Consider the following 18,383-nt stretch of genomic DNA (forward strand, 5'->3'; position numbering starts at 1 on the left):
ACCTTTAGTCAGAAAATTGAATCGTCATCGTCATCAAATACGTTTGGTGACGATTTCCCTTCGGTATATTCCTTTGGCGCTGTGCCCGGCAGGAAGTACTCAAAGCGCGTGGTATAGTCGCTATCACGGCTTAACTTGCCGGTTTTTAGATCGATGCGTGCAGAGACAATGCCCGGAGGAATATCAAAGGATTCAGCAGCGACATCTTCTACCGCTGTTTCCATAAAATCAATCCACATCGGCAGCGCCGTTTTAGCGCCACTTTCTGCACCGCTGACTTCCTGTTCATCGCTGCCCAGATTCGGATTAATACTGGTCGCGCCAAGCGCCCGCTCAGTGTTATCAAAACCAACCCAGCTGGTGGTTGCCAGACCGCTCACGAAGCCTGAAAACCAGGTATCCCGCACATCATTGGTGGTACCCGTTTTACCGGCAATATTACGGCCAACTGTATCGATCAGCTTATCGGACCGCTGAATACGCCAGGCCGTGCCGTTCCAGCCCGTTTTATGAGCCCAGCTACCGCCGCCCCATATCGCTGAATTCATACCCTGGGTCACCAGGAAAGCATTCTGCTCGCTAATCACCTGTGGAGCCTGTAACACCTCGCGTTCACCGTTCTCACACAGCATGCAGGCTACCGCCGGGCGCGCCGCAAAAATTTCTTCGTCAGCTGCGGTGGTAATGCGCTCAATGAAATAAGGCGTTACCAGGAAGCCACCGTTTGCGAATACGGCGTAACCGCGGGCAACTTCAAGTGGTGTCATCGACGCCGAACCCAGAGAGAGTGACTCGTTGCGGGGCAGCTCGTCGAAATCAAAACCAAAGCGCGTCAGATGATCGACCACCGTGTTTATGCCCATTGCCCGCAACAACCGCACCGACACCACGTTTTTTGATTTTGCCAGGGCTTCGCGCAGTGGAATGGGCCCCTCGTAAACATCCGGCGAGTTGCGCGGCCGCCAGGCAATTCCGCTACCAGGATTCCACTGATTGATTGGGGCATCGTTAACCAGCGTCGCCAGGGTAAAGTTGTTATCCAGCGCGGCAGAATAAATAAAGGGCTTAATGTTGGAGCCGATCTGACGTTCAGCCTGAATCGCGCGGTTGTATTGACTCAGGCGGAAACTATAGCCACCCACGGCGGCGGCGATGCCGCCGTCATGGGGTCGCAGCGCAACAATCGCGGCACCCGGCTCGGGTACCTGTGCCAGGCGCCAGCCACCCTCAGTCAACCGAATCCGTACCTGATCGCCAACTTTGAGGATATCGCTGGCCTGCTCTGGCGCGGCGCCCTGACGCTCAGCATGGATGTAGGGGCGGGCCCATTTCAGTCCATCCCAGTCGATCTCAATCAGGGAGCCCATCTGCGCCATGACTTGTGCCGAGCGCTCACCAACCGCGGTTACTGCAGCCGGATAAGTCAGCCCAACCTGATCAATATTACGCAGGTAGCTGATAATCTGCTCAGCTGTCCAGGGGTTGGCCGCGTCAAACAGCACGGCATCAGGACCACGATAACCGTGACGCTCATCATAAGCATGCAGATTCGCTTGCACCGCACGCTGTGCTGCCCGCTGCTGCTTAGCACTGGCAGTGGTATAAACTTTCATGCCCAGGTTGTAGGCATCATCTTCGCCATAACGGCTGACCATTTCTGCCCGTACCATTTCGGCCAGATAAGGCGCGGTCATGGTGACTTCCGGCCCGTGCAGGCGGGTTTCGATGGGCTCCGCCAGAGCCGCGCGATATTCCGGCAGGGTGATCATGCGTTCCGCCAATAACCGGCCCAGCACCACCGAACGACGTTCCCGGGCCCGCTCTGGATTAGAAATCGGGTTCATCGTTGACGGCGCTTTAGGTAAGCCGGCAATCATCGCCATCTGCGCCAGCGTCAGATCATTAACGTCCTTACCATAGTAAACCTGCGCGGCGGCGCCGACACCATGGGCACGGTGGCCGAAGGTGATCTTATTCAGATAGAGTTCCAGGATCTCGTCTTTGGTTAGCTGGCTTTCAATATGCAGCGCAATAAAAGCTTCGCGGACTTTACGCGACCAGGTTTGCTCAAAACTCAGGTAAAAGTTACGCGCCAGTTGCTGAGTAATGGTACTACCACCACTTTGAATCTCGCCGCTGGTAACCAACTGAAAGAACGCCCGACCGACACCGATCGGGTCAATCCCAAAATGCTCGTAAAAGCGTTGATCTTCAGTAGCCAGAAATGCATTGATCAATGGCTGAGGAATTTCTTCAAGTTTGAGAGGAATTCGGCGTATTTCACCGAACTGCGCGATCAGCTCTCCGTCAGATGAGTAGACCTGCATTGGCGTCTGTAAGCGGACATCTTTGAGTTCAGCGACACTGGGCAGATCGCTACGCAGGTATAGGTACAGTGAACCAACCACCAGCACACCCACGACCATAAGACCGAGTAAGCTATATAGGGACCACTTTACAAATTTCACTCAAGATTCCTTTGCCAGTTGCTATCTAGGGCTGCATATTATAGAAAGATAACTGAATAATCATAATAGTTATTAAAATAACATGAGGATTTTTTGCACTATACTTACGTTTGCGCGTACTATGATTATCGGCATATAGGCATTTTAATAATAAAATACAATCCGCGTGCCTGATGGGGAGAACCGTATTATGGGGCTGTTTGGTCTGGGTAAAACACCCGGTCTTGGCATTGATATTAACACCGACGCCGTTAAAGCGCTGGAACTGTTACCGCAAGGGGATTCCTACCAAATCACCCGAGTGGCGGAACTGCCGTTGCCGAAAAACCTCATCACCGATGATGAAATTACCGATATCGAGCAACTTAGTAAGACGCTTCAGCAACTCCGCAAAAAAACCGGCAGTAGCCAGCGCGACGTGGTGGCAGCGGTGTCGGGCAGCCAAGCCATTTCCAAGCAAATTGCCGTCGGCAACGAACTGGACGATGATGCCATCGCCGAAAAAATTGAATCTGAAGCCGAAGCGCTGATTCCTTTCCCTATTGCTGAAGTCCGCTACGATTTTGAGAGCCTTGGTGAACACCCGACTTTAACAAATCAACAGCGCATTCTGGTCACTGCCACCCGCACGGTAAGCGTCGACAGCCGCGTCGAAGCACTGGAACAGGCCGGCTTTAAAGTAAAAATTATGGATGTCGACAGCCAGGCAATTTTGCGCAGCTGTAATTACCTGTTGCCGCACATGGCTCCTGAAATGCTGGAAAACTCGTTACCGGTACTGGTGCTCGACATTAGCGTCACCGCCATCCACACCATTGTCATTGCCCAGGGTGAAGTGACCTTCTCGCGGTTTCAGTCAGGTGGTTTACAGCCCCTACTGAAGGCACTGGATGAAGAGGAAAATGGCGACGGAGAGGGTAGCGAAGCACATCGCGAAATACTGGCCCGCCTGCGGGCTGGTGAAATTGACGACAACACCAGCCTGGTGATTCATGATGCCCTAACTAATCTGTGGTCACAGGTTAACCGGGGTATCCAGATTTATCAGAGCAGCGCCCCGAAGAAAGGTTTTGCCGGCGTGGTACTGGTAAATACCGGTGGTATGCTGCCCGTGCTGAAGGATTTTATTGATCAGCAGATTGACCAACCGGTGCTGTCGCTTAACCCGTTCGACCACTTTGAATTAGCAGACAGTTACTCCCATTTGCGCGCTCATGGCCCGCGTTTCGTGGAAGTACTTGGCCTGGCTTTACGGAGCTTTACCCCATGGCACACGTAAACCTGCTGCCCTGGCGCGAATCCGCCCGCCAGCGCGCTAAAAACTTATTTGCGATTCATGCGGTACTGGCCATCGGCTGTGCGGCTATTATTTTATTTATTGCCTATACCATTATCGGCACCTATCAGGAACAACAGCAACGCCGGAACCAGTTCCTGCAAGGCCAGATCCAGGTGCTGGATGCACAGATCGCTGAGATTCAGGACATCAATAATCAAAAGGATGAAATTGTCAGCCGCATGAAGCTGATCCAGTCACTGCACCAGGATCGCAACACAGCGATTTTAATCTTTAACGAGCTGGCCCGGCGCACTCCCGAAGGCGTGCATCTGCTGACCGCCGAAAAGAACGGGATGCAACTGTCCATTAATGGCCGCACGGTTTCCAATAACCGCGTGGCGGAGTTTCTGCGTGAACTCAAGAACTCAGAAATATTTAGCCAGCCGGAGTTACGCGAAGTGGTGGCCGATCGGGTGCCTACTACCCGGGGTGCACAGCTGAGCGCCTTTTCGCTGGTCGTGTCCATTACCCCGCCCGCCGAACCTGAGGAGGTGAAACCATGAAGATCGACATGGATAGCCTGCGCGAGCTCGACATTAATGAGCTGCCCTGGTGGCCTCGTCCGTTCCGTATCGCGGTGCTGGTGATTCTGGCGCTGGTGGTGCTGGGTCTGGGTTACCATTTTTTGCTGGCCGACGAATGGGCGAGCTATAAGCGTGAACAAAGTAAAGAAGCGCAGCTTAAAACTGATTACCGGACCAAGTATCAGACGGCGGTCAATCTGCCGGCTTATCGCGAACAGCTGAAACAACTGAATGCCGATCTTGAAATCTTACTGGCGATGTTACCGAACGATGATGAGACACCGAAGTTGCTGGACGATATCACCATGGTCGGCACCCGCAGCGGCCTGAAATTTGACCGCATTGAATGGCTGGCGCCCGAATCCCGTCAGTTCTACACGGCTCTGCCGATGCGCATGGAGCTATCCGGTAGTTACCACCAGATTGGTGACTTTGTCGGTCAGTTAGCCGGTCTGCACCGAATCATCAGTGTTAAGGATTTCACCCTGCAGCGGCGGGATATGGATCAGGGCCTGCGATTATCCGTGCAGGCTGAGACCTATCGCCAGCAAACTCTGAGGACACAGCCATGAACGCCCGCCAAGTTGCCGTAACTGCAGCCCTGGCGAGCGTCTTGTTTGGCTGTGGACAAGCAAGCCATCAGGATCTGGAAGACTTTACCCAGCAGGTTCGCAATGAAGCTGTACCCGGCATCAAGCCCATTGAGCCCCTGCCCGAGTTGCAAAGTATTGCCTATACCGGCGATGACTACCGAAACCCCTTTATGGCAACCCCAATTCAGGCTGCAGCGCAGGTTGCCAGCGGTGCCAATTGCCCACAACCCGATTTACGCCGCCAACGCGGCGAGCTGGAGACGGTTGCGCTTGATCAGCTGTCATTGACTGGCACTTTGCGTAAAGGGGGCGATGATCTGACTGCTCTGGTGATTTCTAATCAGGGCCGACTCTACCGGGTCGAAGAAGGCGATTATATCGGACTCAACCATGGCAAAGTGGTTGCGGTCACCTCACAACATATAGCTATTCGCGAATGGCTGCCCACCGGGGAAGGCTGCTGGCAACAGCGGGATACCACCCTGTCGCTGGCCGGCTCGCAAAGGAGTTCTGACTCATGACGCACTTATTCCGTATCCTGTTGCTGTTGCTCATGATGCCACTGTCGGTGGCCGCTAATGAGTTGGTTCGGATAGAGCAGATCCCGCTGGCCAAAGATCGCTTCAATCTCGAAGCGCACTTTACCGGCCGTGTCGATTCTCCTATCGTCCGGCGTAGCCAAAATCCGCTGATCCATGAATTCTTGCTACTTGGCACTGAGTCTGATTACGCTGACGGCCCGCTTGGGGTAGCCAGCCACCCGCTGCTGAAGTCGGTTGAACTGGTAACCCAGCGGGACGACCTACTACTGCGGGTAACCACCACCAAACCCCTTGAGCACCTGATGAGCCGTACCGAAGATGTTATGGTGTTGGTATTTATTGCCGCAGCCAGCATCCCTGAGGCCCGCGAGGCCCCGGTGCAAAGCGAAGCAGAGCCGCGGGAACGCGCAGCTCCCGAGCCACAGGCGCGGGTGACAACGGCGACGGACAGCGCTCCCTCAGCAGCGGCAGTAACCAATATTGATTTCACCCGTTTGCCCGATGATGTTGGCTTACTACGGTTGTCAGTTAATAATGGTGATGCGGAACATGAAGTGCGCACTATCGGTAACCGGCTGGAACTCACTTTATTCGATACTTACTTGCCTGAAGACCTGCTGTACGTGCTCGATGTCAGTCAGTTTGGCTCACCGGTCGCGCACGTCGAGACCTTCCGCGAAAATGGCAACACACTGATCACAGTAACCGGCAAAGAGGCTTTCCGGCATCAGTTGGAGCATCTGGGTAACGACTTTAACCTGAAACTTTTTACTATTGATGACGACCGCAGTGAGGCCTTTGCTGATGGCAGCCGGCAGCCAATATCCCTGAACTTCCAGGACGTTCCCGTCCGTCAGTTACTGCAGATTCTGGCGGAAGAAAACGGTCTGAATCTGGTCGCCAGTGAGTCGGTTACCGGCAATATCACCCTGCGCCTGGAGAACGTCCCGTGGGAACGCGCTCTGGAAACTATCCTGCGGGTAAAGGGCCTGGCCAAACGTATTGACGGCAATATTCTGATTGTCGCGCCAGCAGCAGAACTGGCCCAACGCGAACAACAGGAACTGGAAGCGTCGCAGCGGATGTCAGAGCTGGCGCCACTGAGCAGCTCCTATATTCAGATAAACTACGCGAAGGCCAGCGAAATCGCCTCCATTCTGCGTACTGAAAGTTCCGACCTGTTATCAGCCCGTGGCGCAGTCACGGTAGATGACCGGACTAATACCCTGCTGGTGCGTGACACCGCGGAGCAAATTGCTAACGTGAAAGCCATGGTCGAAGTGCTTGATATACCCGTCAAGCAGGTCATCATTGAGGCACGCATGGTGACAGTACGGGACAACATCAGCGACGAACTGGGTATTGAATGGGGTTTATCGAATCCAAACATGTCTGAGCCTGATTTGTTCGGCTCCGACACTGACGTTTCCGGTGACTTCAACGTGAACCTGCCCGTTTCAAATCCGGCCGCGACCTTCGGCATGCAGATCGCGAAAATGGCTGACGGCCGTATTCTCGACCTGGAGCTGTCGGCGCTGGAGCGCGAGAACAAAGGCGAAATCATCGCCAGCCCGCGTATAACGACGGCTAACCAGAAGCCAGCCTACATTGAACAGGGTACGGAGATCCCTTACGTGGAAAGCGCCTCATCGGGCGCTACTTCGGTGCAGTTCAAAAAAGCGGTGCTTGGTTTGCGGGTAACACCGCAGATTACCCCGGACAACCGCGTGATTCTGGATCTGGTCATTACCCAGAATACCCGGGGTGATACAGTTTCCACGCCAACGGGCCCGGCGGTATCCATCGACACTCAGGAGATCGGCACCCAGGTCCTGGTCGAAAATGGCGAAACCATTGTATTGGGTGGTATTTATCAGCAGCAAATTCTGAATGACATTACCAAGGTGCCGCTACTGGGCGATATCCCATACGTTGGCGTGCTGTTCCGCAACGAGAGCCAGATTCATGAAAAGCGTGAACTGCTGATATTTGTGACACCGCGAATTGTCACTGATCTGCCTTAAACCTTGCTTAACTAGCTGTTACTTGCGATAATCCGCCCTCTTTTTGGATTGGGTTAAGGATGGTCTCGAGACACTCCGGATTCCGCGAGTCACAGCTAGTTAATGAGTGAAGTAAAGCAACAATATGGCTGAAAAACGTAATATTTTCCTGGTTGGCCCCATGGGGGCTGGTAAAAGCACAATAGGCCGGCAGTTAGCCCGCCAACTCCACCTTGAATTCTTCGATTCTGACGCAGAAATTGAACGCCGCACTGGCGCCGATATCGCGTGGGTCTTTGAACTTGAAGGCGAGGAAGGTTTCCGTGCGCGGGAAGAAAAAGTTATCGAAGAACTGACCGAGAATACCGGTATTGTACTGGCTACCGGCGGCGGCTCAATTCTGAGCAAAGAAAGCCGTAACCGTTTGTCTGCCCGCGGCATTGTTGTGTATTTACAGACCACTATCGATAAGCAACTGGCCCGCACCCAGCGCGATAAGCGCCGGCCGCTGATCTCTGAAGCTGAAAACCCGCGTGAAGTACTTGAAACCCTGGCTGATTCACGCAATGCGTTATATGAAGAAATTGCTGACGTGATTGTCCGTACCGACGATCAGAGTGCTAAGATTGTAATCGACGAAATTATCGAGAAAGTCGGCTTGTAACTTCCCGGAGGCGCACATGCAGACACCCGTGCAGCACGACATGCATCATTGCATTACGGTGGGGCTGGATGAGCGCAGCTATCCCATTTATATTGGCCGCGACCTGTTCGCCCAGCTTTCCCGACTGCTGCCGCAGTTACCCAAGCAAATCCTGATTGTTACCAATCAAATCGTTGCGCCTCTGTATCTGGCGGCCGTGCAGCAAGCCCTTGGCGAGCACCGACTGGTCACCCATGTGATCGGTGACGGCGAAGCCGAAAAAAGCCTGCACAACTACCAGCAAATCATGGATACCCTGATTGCCCATAACTTTAACCGCGACTGCGCTGTTATCGCCCTGGGCGGCGGCGTAGTCGGCGATCTCGCAGGCTTTGTGGCGGCGACATTCCAGCGTGGCGTCAGCTTTTATCAGATACCAACAACCTTATTGGCCCAGGTCGACTCGTCAGTGGGCGGCAAAACGGCGGTTAACCATCCTGGCGGGAAGAACCTGATTGGCGCCTTCTATCAGCCCCAGGCGGTAGTTATCGATACTGACTGTCTGGTCACCTTAACTGACCGTGACTACGCCTGCGGGCTTGCTGAGGTCATCAAATACGGCATTATTCACGATGCTGAGTTTTTTGGCTGGCTGGAAGCACACAGCCAGGACCTGGTCCATCGCGAGCCGCAGGCGGTCACATACGCCGTGCGCCGTAGCTGCGAAATTAAAGCTGAGATTGTGGCCGCCGATGAGCGCGAGCAGAATCAGCGCGCGCTGCTAAACCTGGGTCATACTTTCGGTCATGCCATCGAAGCAAGTCACTATGACAGCTGGCATCATGGCGAGGCCGTCGCCGCCGGAACCGTTATCGCCGCAGAGTTCATGCGCCAGCAAGGCGAACTGGCCGAGCCGGAAGCCCAGCGCATCAAGACTTTATTGCAGGCCTGTAACTTACCTGTGGTTGCCCCAAAAATGCCGCTCAGCCAGTGGCAGGACTACATGCAACGTGATAAAAAGGTCAAAGCCGGGCAACTGCGGCTGGTCTTGCCAACCGCTATCGGTGCCGCCTGCTTGCGGACGGTCACGGATTGGGATAGCGTCGCCAGGGCCATTGATCGTTGCAGCGAACACGACTGACCGGATACCAACATCATGCAAAAAAACCGGGCCTTTCTGAAATGGGCGGGCGGAAAATACAATCTGATCGAGCCAATTACCGCTTTGTTGCCAGAGGGGAATAAGCTCATTGAACCCTTCGTGGGTGCCGGTTCCGTATTTCTGAACTCGGATTACGACGCTTATCTGCTTAATGATGTAAATCCGGATCTGATCAATCTGTTCAAGACCGTTAAAAAGCGCCCCCAGCGCTTTATCACCGACGCGAAAAAGCTCTTTGCGCCGGCCTGTAACTCAGCCGCGGCCTACTATGCCATGCGCCGCCGGTTTAACGACAGCCGCGACATTTACGAACGCGCGCTATTGTTCCTGTACCTGAACCGGCATGGCTACAACGGTTTGTGCCGTTACAACAGCTCAGGCCAGTTTAACGTGCCCTTTGGCCGCTATCTGCGCCCCTATTTTCCTGAAGCTGAAATTGAATTCTTCGCCGCCAAAGCCAAGCGTGCGACTTTCACCTGCCTGAGCTTTGAGAAAGTATTCCGCCGCGCCCGCCAGGGTGATGTCATTTATTGTGACCCGCCCTATGCGCCGCTGACTACCACCGCCAGCTTTACCAGTTACGCCACCGGTGGCTTTAACCTCGAGCATCAGCACGAGCTGGCCCGGCGGGCCGCCCATGCAGCGCACAAACGGGGTATTCCGGTGCTGATCAGTAACCATGATACCGACCTCACCCGCCTACTGTATGAAGATGCCTCATTACAGAGCCTTCAGGTTGCGCGTTTTATCAGCCAGAATGGCGCTAAGCGCGGTAAAGTCGCCGAACTGCTGGCGTTGTATAGCCCCGAACCGAAGGGGGCTAACGTTATCAATCTTAAGCAACAATTACGGAAGGTCGGCCTATGATCTGGCAGATTAAGCACTTTTCGGAATTAACCACCACCGAATTATACGACCTGCTGCAACTGCGCCAGGACGTATTTGTGGTGGAACAGGACTGCCCGTATCTGGATGCCGACGGCAGCGATCCGCAGGCCTGGCATCTGTTCCGCTATGACGATAACAACCAGCTGGTGGCCTCCGCGCGGCTGTTTAAGCCCAGCGAAACCAACCCCTGGAGTCGTATTGGCCGGGTGGTCACCGCGCGTAGTGCGCGCCGCCAGGGCCTGGGCCGCGATTTAATGACAGAAGCCATCAAGTGGTGTCAGCGCGAAGCACCTGATGGCCCGATTCAGCTTGGCGCTCAGGTGTACCTGCGGGAGTTTTACCAAAGCTTCGGCTTTACCGAAATTGGTGCTGAGTATCTGGAAGACGGTATCCCCCATATTGATATGGAGCGGCAGCCTTAGTGCAAGTGCCTGTAATCGCCGCGACGCCAGAACTACAGCAAACGGCCCGCGATATTGCCACGCGCTGGCAACTGGACTGGCTAGAGCAAAAGCCCGATACAACCCTGCCAAAGTTCGTACTTGAACTCGATACCGAAGGCCTGGCGCTGCGCTGGACCGAGTACCCGAAGATGCTGCCCCTGCGCATCGACTTCGTTGAAGGCAAGACCGCCTTCCGAGCGGCCCATGCGTCGCGTAAGCATGAGGCCATTGCCAGGGCCTGCGGTTTTGCCCGTAACCCCGAACCTCATATTCTCGACGCCACTGCCGGACTGGGCCGCGATGCCCTGGTACTGGCGCAGCTCGGTGCCCGGGTGGCGCTGAATGAGCGGAACCCGGTGGTCGCAGCCTTACTGACCGATGCACTGAAGCGGCTTGAAGCTGTCGCGCCAGAGCTCGCCCGCCGCCTGTATTTTGCCGGCACCGACAGCCTGCAGCCGCGGCAATGGCTCGCTGATCCCGTCGATGTGGTCTATCTTGATCCTATGTATCCGAAAGGCGACAGAAAACAACGTGCTGCGGTTAAGAAAGATATGCAGATGTTCCAGCAACTGGTCGGCTCTGACAGCGATGCCGACTCGTTACTGGATCCGGCGCTGGCAGTTGCCCGCAAGCGGGTGGTAGTCAAACGGCCACAGCACGCTGATTTCCTCGCCGGTCGTAAACCCGAGAGTCAGATTACCGGCAAAAAGCACCGATTTGACATCTATTTCACCGATTATTCCGGAGTATCCTGATGATTGAGAAAAACGATTCGATTCCTTCTGCCACCCTGACTGAACGTGGCGAAGCTGGTATTGATAAGTACGATCCCGAGCTGATCTTCAGTGAGGGCACGCACGTGCTGTTCGGCGTGCCAGGCGCTTTTACCCCCACCTGTTCAGAGAAGCACCTGCCGGAGTTCGTCGAAAAAGCCTCGGACTTCCGTGACGCCGGTGTGAAGAGCGTGGTCTGCGTGTCGGTAAATGACTGCTTTGTGATGGACGCCTGGGGCAAAGATAATAACGTTGGCGACAAGGTCCGTATGCTCGCCGACGGCGATGGCTCCTTCCACGAAAAAATAGGCCTGACTAAAGATACCGGCAGTTTTGGCGGCAAGCGCGCAAAACGCTACGCCATGATTATCCACAATGGCTGCGTGACCGACCTTTTTGTTGAAGAAGACGGCACCTTTGGCGTCAGCCGTGCCGAGCATGTGTTAGAGGCTATACAGAAGAAGTGAGTCAGTACGACGTAGTAGTGATTGGCGCCGGCGCCGCCGGTCTGCATTGTGCAGCCATCGCGGCGGCTCGCGGCCGTTCGGTGCTGGTGCTGGATCACGCCAAACAGGCGGGTAAAAAGATCCTGATCTCCGGCGGCGGGCGCTGTAATTTTACCAATATGTATACCAGCCCCGAGAATTTCATCTCGGCTAATCCGCATTTCTGTAAATCCGCTTTAAGTCGCTACACCCAGTGGGATTTTATCGCCCTGGTTGAGCGCCATGGTATTGCCTACCACGAGAAAACCCTGGGTCAGTTGTTCTGCGATGAATCGGCTAAACAGATCGTCGCGATGCTGATGAGCGAATGCTCGAAGCATGGCGCCCGGGTACAGTTGCGAACCCATATCAAGGAGGTCAGTTCAACCTCAACCGGTTATAAAATAGAAACCGACCAGGGCGATATCAGCGCCGCAAAACTGGTGGTTGCCTGTGGCGGCTTGTCCATGCCCAAGCTCGGCGCCACGCCGCTGGGCTATCAGCTGGCCGAACAATTTGGCCACCGGGTGCTGCCGGTGCGGGCGGGCCTGGTCCCCTTTACCCTGCACGATGCCGATAAAGAGCGCTATGCTGAGCTATCCGGACTGGCGGTGGACAGCGCCGCGAGCAATCAGCGCGCCAGCTTCAAAGAAGCCATGCTGTTTACTCATCGCGGTCTGAGTGGGCCGTCGGTACTACAGATTTCGTCTTACTGGCTGCCGGGCGAACCGGTACAAATGGACCTGCTGCCGGGCACCGATCTCTTTGCTGAACTGACCACATTACGCCAGCAGCGCCCCCGTGCGTTACTGCGTACTTTGCTGCAGCAGTGGCTACCCAAACGTCTGGTCCAGGCCTTCAGCGACCAGTACCAGTGGCCTGATCACAACCTGGCCGACTGTAGCAACGCGCTGCTGCAACAAGTCGCCACTACCATCAACAGCTGGACCATCCGACCCAACGGCACCGAAGGCTATCGCACCGCCGAGGTCACCCTGGGCGGCGTCGACACCGACCAGGTCAGCTCCAAAACCATGCAAAGCAAACTCCAGCCCGGCCTCTATTTTATCGGCGAAGTGCTGGATGTAACCGGCTGGCTCGGCGGCTACAATTTCCAGTGGGCCTGGAGTTCGGCCTACGCCGCCGGCCAGGACGCCTGATATTAAGCAAATTCATAATGGGCAGTCTATACTAGGAGAGCTCGCCTTAGCGCGTAATCTGTTCACAAACTCCTCACGTACACGCTGACAAGTTGGTCTGTACAAATACATATCAGAGAGGACGTCACATGAAAAAGTTTACAGGTTTACTGTTTCCGGTATTCTTCTCGGCCCTTGCCTTTCAAGCAGCATTGGCACAAGAACAAAAAACAGCTTTCGTGCCTTTGCCCTCAGTGCAAGACTTCTCTAAAGGTAATGACGGCTGGGGCTTCGGGCTGGGCTTGGGTATTGAATACGAAACGGCTTATGAAGGGTCGGATGAATTCGGTTTCGAACCCCAGCCTGCTGGTGCAGTACAATGGCGTAGCGGGGATGATGTTTTCTTCTTTGCCGGTGAGGCGCTTGGGTGGCGCGGCCTTCGTTCTGATACCTGGCTATTTGAGGCCACCGTAGCCTTTGATGAGGGTCGTGAAGAAAGTGATTCCGACGACGGTCATCTGGATGGCCTCGGCGATCAGGATGAGAGCGTTGAACTTGTGCTGCAAGGGCGTCGTGCTTTCGATGCCAACTGGCGCAATTGGCTAGTTGGTCGGGTTGTCACCGGTGGTGACGGAAACCTTGGTTTGTTTGGAGTGGGGCACCGCTTCGGTGACCAAATCGACGGCACCGGCTCCGAGGTTAATCTCGTTGCGGTTTTTCACGACAGTGAATACGCCAACAGAGGTTTCGGCATAACCGCAGCCCAGGCCGCTGCATCCGGCTTAGATGAAACCACGCTGAGTGGTGGATTGCGCTCACTCGGTATTGATTACAATTATCGCCATTACATCAATGAGAACTGGCAAATTTTCGGCGAAGCACTTTTTGAATATTACAGTAGTGAGGTTCGGGATAGCCCAATCGCTCGTAGTAACTATGAGGCCGAAGTCGGCATCGGATTCGTTTATATATTTTAGGCAAAGTTGCACGTTCTGGCCTAAGCTTAAGGTATTGTAAGTACTGCGAAACATTGTCGTACTCAGTCATTCAGGAACGAATAAGGAGCAGGTGTGGCGCGAAACCAGCGAGCTGAGACTGAATACAAGCAGCCACCGGAAGTGAACAACGCTGGAGGTAAGCAGAGAACGATTGGCATTGAGCTCGAATTCTCCGGTATTTCGCTGGAGGATACCGAGCGTTTAGTGCGGGACGTTCTGGACGGCGAAACTGTCGATGAAACCGCGGCGGCTCGCACCATCAAGAGCAGTCTGGGTGAATTTAAGGTCGAGCTCGACTGGGACTACCTGAAGCGCAAAGCCAAAGAAGAAGGCGGGGAAGCCGATGGCCTGTCTGAGGACAGCTGGATCAATCACCTGAGTAAAGCCGCTGCCTGGCTGGTACCGATAGAAATTGTCTGCCCGCCGATTGAGTTCGATCAGTTACAGCAGCTGGATCCCTTGATTCGGGCGCTGCAGCAAAGCGACGCCAAGGGTACCTCGGAGTCGATGATTGCGGCTTATGGCACTCACATCAACCCGGAAATTCCCAAGCTGGACGCGCCTACCCTGCATGCCTACCTGCAGGCATACAGCCTGTTGCAGTGGTGGTTGGTGGAAGCCCATCATGTCAACAATACCCGTAAACTAAGCCCCTTTATTGATCTCTATCCGGAAGAATACGTTCTTGAGATCCTCAAGCAGGATAAGCCGGATATGGATCAGCTGATGGATGACTACCTCGAATTCAATCCGAGCCGGAACCGTGCTTTAGATATGTTACCGTTGTTGTGCGAGATCAACAAAGAGCGTGTTCGTGCGGCGGTCGAGGATAAGAAAATCAAATCGCGGCCGACCTTTCATTACCGCTTGCCCGATTGCCGGATCGATGACCCAGACTGGTCACTGGCACGTGAGTGGAATATCTGGTGGCAGGTTGAAAAGCTGGCATACGATCACGACAAGCGCACCGAGCTGTGCGAAAAATTCATCAGTGCGAAGCGTCCGCTAATTGGCGTGAGCCGCAACCGTTGGGTGGAAGAAATTAATACATGGCTAGACCAAGAGTAGGGGTTACCGGGGACGGGCGACGCTGGTCGCCAAGTTGGTGGAGTACACGTATCGCATTATGGCTGGTCGGCGCCAAAGCCGAGCGTATTAGTGTGCGGCATCAAGCTTCAGGCAAGCCGCTGCAGGCAATCATCATAGGCGGTGGCAGTGACATTGGCCCGGAGCATTATGGCGGCGATGTTGAAGCTAAGGTAAAAACCGACCCGGAGCGCGACGAGCTGGAAATGGAATGGATCCAGTATGCTTTTGATGAGGAAATTCCTTTACTGGGCATTTGCCGAGGCGCACAGCTGATCAATGTGGTGCTGGGCGGCAACCTGCATAACGACATCCGCTTCTTGCGTAAGAAAACCTATAACCGTCCGGGCGTGATGCCTACTAAACAGGTGTTTGTCGAGCCCGACTCCTGGCTGGCTGAAGTCTGTAAAAAGACCAAATTGCGGGTCAACAGCCTTCATCACCAGGCAATTAAAGATGCCGGCAAGGGTATCCGCGTGGTGGCTCATGACCTTGATGATATTACTCAGGCCGTTGAACGGCTGGAACATCCGCGGGTGATTGGCGTGCAGTGGCATCCGGAGTATCTGTTTTATATCCCCGCGCAGCTCAGGCTGTTCCGCTGGCTGATTAGTCCGAAAAACTGTCCGCAATAGCTGTTGCCGCGGCAGTACCCCAGAGGCTGCAGGCTGCCGCGGAGGGGTGAAAGCCGTCGGCTGCCATGTACTCGGGGGCGAACGGCAGCTCAAATTTAAGCTGCTCGACCAGCGGATTATTCTGCGCCACCGACGCCATCACGGCGTTTAGCTGGCGGGCCTTGCCACCCAAAAACCAGCGTAACGGTTGTGGTAATGCCGGAAACTTATCCATCGGCGGCACCGCGGTGAGGATAATTTGTCTGACACCGTAGTGCTGCTCCAGCAACCGGCACAGGGCAATAAGATTACGTCGCCAGCGCCCGACGCCGGTATTGCCGGTCACATCGTTCACACCAACAGAAACCACCGCCGCGTCAAAGGCCGCTGGCTTTTGCACGTGCAGCCAGGCCAACAGTTCAGCGCAGCTCAACCCGGATTGCGCCAGCAGCTGCCACTGAACCGAGAAGTGCTGCTGCAAATTACCCAGCAACTGTCCGGTAAGGGCCTCCTCAATGCAGTCTGTGCCCACCCCGGCGGCCGCTGAATCGCCGGTAATCAGTAATCGCAGCGGCGGACCCGATCCCGCTTTCCCCGTCCGGGGACCGGCCGGCTCTGCCAGCCGTGGCGTCTCGCGCCGCACACGCCGCCCCTGACTGATGAGCCAGGGCGCCAAAGGGACAGCTAACAGGCTGGGCAGCATGATCAGGTTTCCATCAACAAACGGTGTAACTCACTTAACGACGCCACTTCATAATGGGGGTCAATACCCTCGGGGCGGGACGCGCCTTGATGGTTTAACCAACAGGTATGAATGCCGGCGTTAATCCCACCCTGAATATCTGAATGCGGATTATCACCAACCATCAGAATGCGATTGCGCTCAGGATGGGTCATTTGCGCAAACGCATGTTCGAAGATGGCAATATCGGGCTTGGCCACACCCACTTCATCGGATATCACCAGTAAATCAAAATGCCCATGTAGCCCGGTGCGTTTTAGTCTGATCTCCTGCAGTTCGGTAAAGCCGTTGGTAATGATGCCTAGCTGAACCTGGCCCCGCAGATCGGTGAGCAGCTCCCGGGCACCCGGCAAGGGCTCACAAATTTCCGCCATTGCCGCCAGAAAGGCGCTGTTCAGTTCGCCGGCAGTGGTATTCAGCCGCTTGCCCCAGGACGAAAACCGCTTGACCTGAAGTTGCTGCGCCGTGATCAGACCGTCCTGATAATCCACCCACAGCGGCTTATTAACGGCTTGGTAGGCATCATAATCGGCCTCAGCGAAATCCACATTGTAGCCACGGAACATCCGTTGCAAGCCCGCGAAGGCATCGAAGTGAAACAGGGTGTCATCGGCATCGAATAGCAGCCAGTCGTAGTTACCAATCATTTTTTTGCCCATGGGAAGTTATTCCGCTAGCTTATTAACTATCTGCTACAGCAACAAGGGGAAACTTCCAATGCCTGCGCCAGCCGAAGTACTCCAGTTCTGGTTTCATGAGCTACAGCCCGACCAGTGGTGGGCAAAAGATGACAAGCTTGATCAGCAAATTGCCAAACGCTTTGCCCCCTGCCTGGATCAAGCAGCTGCCGGTGAGCTCGCCCACTGGCGCGATGAAGCGGAAGGCCGGCTGGCGGAAATCATCGTGCTTGATCAGTTCTCGCGCAATATCTACCGCGGCAAGCCTGAAGCTTTTATGCAGGACAGGGTCGCGCTGGTGCTAGCCCAGGAGGCCATCCGGGTTGGCGCGCACGTGCTGTTAAGCCCGGTGCAACGTAGTTTTCTGTACCTGCCCTTTATGCATAGTGAGTCGCGGCTGATTCAGCAACAGGCGGCGGAACTGTACCGCGACAATGGCATTGATGAAAATTACCGCTTTGCGCTGAAACATCAGGCTATAATTGAGCGCTTCGGCCGCTACCCCCACCGCAACGAAACGCTGGGCCGTGAGTCGACACCGGCTGAACGCCAGTTCCTTAAACAACCAGACTCAGGGTTTTAAATGAAGATATGGGTGGACGCCGATGCTTGCCCCAGCGTCGTCAAAGATATTTTGTACCGGGCCGCAGAACGTAAGGGTATTCCGCTAATTCTGGTCGCCAACCAGCCATTGCGGGTGCCGCCGTCAAAAGTCATTAGCACTTTGCAGGTCAGCTCCGGCTTCGATGTTGCCGACGATGAGATCGTCAAGCGTACCGAACCCGGCGATCTGGTGATTACCAGCGATATCCCCCTCGCTGCTGAAGTCATTGAGAAAGGGGGGCAGGCACTCAGCCCGCGCGGTGAACTATTTACCAGCGACAATATCCGTGGCCGCCTGAACATTCGTGATTTCATGGATACCCTACGCAGCAGCGGCATCCAGAGCGGCGGCCCGGCGCCTTTAAGTCAGCGCGATCGCATGGCTTTTGCCAATCACCTGGACCGCATCCTCGCCCGTGCCAAGTAGCTGCTCTTATTGATAAATTTGCAAAATAACTGTTTATGGTATTTGCTTAGAGAGACGCAACTCAATAAGGAGCACACTATGTTACGTTGGGCGTTAATTTTTTTGATTGTCGCACTTATTGCGGCAGTGCTGGGTTTTGGTGGTATTGCCGGAGCGGCCGCTGAGATTGCCAAAATAATCTTCTATATATTCCTTATTCTACTCGTAATTTCTCTGGTTGCCGGCGCTTTGAGA

The 18,383-nt window shown here is 54.7% G+C and carries 21 protein-coding genes; 18 read left to right on the forward strand and 3 right to left on the reverse strand.

Annotated features, from left to right (window positions below; genetic code table 11):
- Nucleotides 1-8: 8 nt before the first annotated feature.
- A complete protein-coding gene (locus R3196_RS06235; protein ID WP_318935863.1) occupies nucleotides 9-2,468 on the reverse strand; it encodes a penicillin-binding protein 1A in 2,460 nt (819 codons plus the stop codon).
- A 190-nt stretch (nucleotides 2,469-2,658) separates the two neighbouring features.
- On the opposite strand from R3196_RS06235, the gene pilM reads away from it, so the two are divergent.
- The 15 genes from pilM to R3196_RS06310 all read left to right on the forward strand — a co-directional run bounded on the left by pilM (nucleotide 2,659) and on the right by R3196_RS06310 (nucleotide 15,721).
- On the forward strand, nucleotides 2,659-3,747 hold the full coding sequence (pilM, locus tag R3196_RS06240; RefSeq protein WP_318935864.1) for a type IV pilus assembly protein PilM: 1,089 nt from the start codon (nucleotides 2,659-2,661) through the stop codon (nucleotides 3,745-3,747).
- Nucleotides 3,735-4,310, forward strand: a complete 576-nt coding sequence (locus tag R3196_RS06245; protein ID WP_318935866.1) for a PilN domain-containing protein — start codon at nucleotides 3,735-3,737, stop codon at nucleotides 4,308-4,310. Before pilM ends, R3196_RS06245 begins: the two co-directional genes overlap by 13 nt.
- Complete coding sequence (locus R3196_RS06250) at nucleotides 4,307-4,903, forward strand: type 4a pilus biogenesis protein PilO (RefSeq protein WP_318935867.1); 597 nt, start codon at nucleotides 4,307-4,309, stop codon at nucleotides 4,901-4,903. Before R3196_RS06245 ends, R3196_RS06250 begins: the two co-directional genes overlap by 4 nt.
- Nucleotides 4,900-5,445, forward strand: a complete 546-nt coding sequence (locus tag R3196_RS06255; protein WP_318935868.1) for a pilus assembly protein PilP — start codon at nucleotides 4,900-4,902, stop codon at nucleotides 5,443-5,445. The genes R3196_RS06250 and R3196_RS06255 overlap by 4 nt, the downstream gene beginning before the upstream one ends.
- A complete protein-coding gene (locus R3196_RS06260; RefSeq protein ID WP_318935869.1) occupies nucleotides 5,442-7,490 on the forward strand; it encodes a type IV pilus secretin PilQ family protein in 2,049 nt (682 codons plus the stop codon). The genes R3196_RS06255 and R3196_RS06260 overlap by 4 nt, the downstream gene beginning before the upstream one ends.
- A 124-nt stretch (nucleotides 7,491-7,614) precedes the next feature.
- On the forward strand, nucleotides 7,615-8,133 hold the full coding sequence (gene aroK, locus R3196_RS06265) for a shikimate kinase AroK (RefSeq protein ID WP_318935870.1): 519 nt from the start codon (nucleotides 7,615-7,617) through the stop codon (nucleotides 8,131-8,133).
- A 40-nt stretch (nucleotides 8,134-8,173) separates the two neighbouring features.
- Nucleotides 8,174-9,253 carry a 3-dehydroquinate synthase gene (gene aroB, locus R3196_RS06270; protein WP_318935885.1) on the forward strand — a complete coding sequence of 360 codons (1,080 nt, stop codon included), beginning with the start codon at nucleotides 8,174-8,176 and terminating at the stop codon, nucleotides 9,251-9,253.
- 15 nt (nucleotides 9,254-9,268) lie between these two features.
- Nucleotides 9,269-10,141, forward strand: coding sequence for a Dam family site-specific DNA-(adenine-N6)-methyltransferase (locus R3196_RS06275; protein ID WP_318935872.1), 873 nt, complete (start codon nucleotides 9,269-9,271; stop codon nucleotides 10,139-10,141).
- Nucleotides 10,138-10,584, forward strand: a complete 447-nt coding sequence (locus R3196_RS06280) for a GNAT family N-acetyltransferase (RefSeq protein ID WP_318935873.1) — start codon at nucleotides 10,138-10,140, stop codon at nucleotides 10,582-10,584. Before R3196_RS06275 ends, R3196_RS06280 begins: the two co-directional genes overlap by 4 nt.
- Complete coding sequence (locus R3196_RS06285; protein ID WP_318935875.1) at nucleotides 10,584-11,360, forward strand: class I SAM-dependent methyltransferase; 777 nt, start codon at nucleotides 10,584-10,586, stop codon at nucleotides 11,358-11,360. The genes R3196_RS06280 and R3196_RS06285 overlap by 1 nt, the downstream gene beginning before the upstream one ends.
- The gene (locus R3196_RS06290; protein ID WP_318935876.1) at nucleotides 11,360-11,845 is read left to right on the forward strand and encodes a peroxiredoxin; all 486 of its coding nucleotides are present in this window, start codon (nucleotides 11,360-11,362) and stop codon (nucleotides 11,843-11,845) included. Before R3196_RS06285 ends, R3196_RS06290 begins: the two co-directional genes overlap by 1 nt.
- Entirely contained in the window at nucleotides 11,842-13,023 is a 1,182-nt protein-coding gene (locus R3196_RS06295; protein WP_318935877.1) for an NAD(P)/FAD-dependent oxidoreductase, read from the forward strand. The genes R3196_RS06290 and R3196_RS06295 overlap by 4 nt, the downstream gene beginning before the upstream one ends.
- Before the next feature lie 128 nt (nucleotides 13,024-13,151).
- A complete protein-coding gene (locus R3196_RS06300; protein ID WP_318935878.1) occupies nucleotides 13,152-13,979 on the forward strand; it encodes a MipA/OmpV family protein in 828 nt (275 codons plus the stop codon).
- Nucleotides 13,980-14,072: 93 nt separating this feature from the next.
- The gene (locus R3196_RS06305) at nucleotides 14,073-15,068 is read left to right on the forward strand and encodes an amidoligase family protein (protein ID WP_318935879.1); all 996 of its coding nucleotides are present in this window, start codon (nucleotides 14,073-14,075) and stop codon (nucleotides 15,066-15,068) included.
- On the forward strand, nucleotides 15,050-15,721 hold the full coding sequence (locus R3196_RS06310) for a gamma-glutamyl-gamma-aminobutyrate hydrolase family protein (RefSeq protein WP_318935880.1): 672 nt from the start codon (nucleotides 15,050-15,052) through the stop codon (nucleotides 15,719-15,721). Before R3196_RS06305 ends, R3196_RS06310 begins: the two co-directional genes overlap by 19 nt.
- On the opposite strand, the gene R3196_RS06315 is transcribed toward R3196_RS06310, so the two are convergent.
- Both R3196_RS06315 and yjjG read right to left on the reverse strand, forming a co-directional pair.
- Nucleotides 15,696-16,403 carry an SGNH/GDSL hydrolase family protein gene (locus R3196_RS06315; RefSeq protein ID WP_318935881.1) on the reverse strand — a complete coding sequence of 236 codons (708 nt, stop codon included), beginning with the start codon at nucleotides 16,401-16,403 and terminating at the stop codon, nucleotides 15,696-15,698. The two genes, R3196_RS06310 and R3196_RS06315, sit on opposite strands and share 26 nt — an antisense overlap.
- Nucleotides 16,404-16,405: 2 nt before the next feature.
- A complete protein-coding gene (gene yjjG / locus R3196_RS06320) occupies nucleotides 16,406-17,101 on the reverse strand; it encodes a pyrimidine 5'-nucleotidase (protein ID WP_413242906.1) in 696 nt (231 codons plus the stop codon).
- A gap of 58 nt (nucleotides 17,102-17,159) precedes the next feature.
- Here yjjG and R3196_RS06325 point away from each other — a divergent pair, with 58 nt between their 5' ends.
- The 3 genes from R3196_RS06325 to R3196_RS06335 all read left to right on the forward strand — a co-directional run.
- Nucleotides 17,160-17,702: a DUF924 family protein gene (locus tag R3196_RS06325; protein ID WP_318935882.1), complete on the forward strand. Its 543-nt coding sequence runs from the start codon at nucleotides 17,160-17,162 to the stop codon at nucleotides 17,700-17,702.
- A complete protein-coding gene (locus tag R3196_RS06330) occupies nucleotides 17,703-18,149 on the forward strand; it encodes a YaiI/YqxD family protein (protein ID WP_318935883.1) in 447 nt (148 codons plus the stop codon).
- Nucleotides 18,150-18,227: 78 nt separating this feature from the next.
- Nucleotides 18,228-18,383, forward strand: a 156-nt coding sequence (locus R3196_RS06335) for a DUF1328 domain-containing protein (RefSeq protein WP_318935887.1), incomplete at its 3' end; no start/stop codon positions are given.

The sequence above is a fragment of the Pseudidiomarina sp. genome (assembly GCF_033722695.1).
GTDB lineage: Bacteria > Pseudomonadota > Gammaproteobacteria > Enterobacterales > Alteromonadaceae > Pseudidiomarina.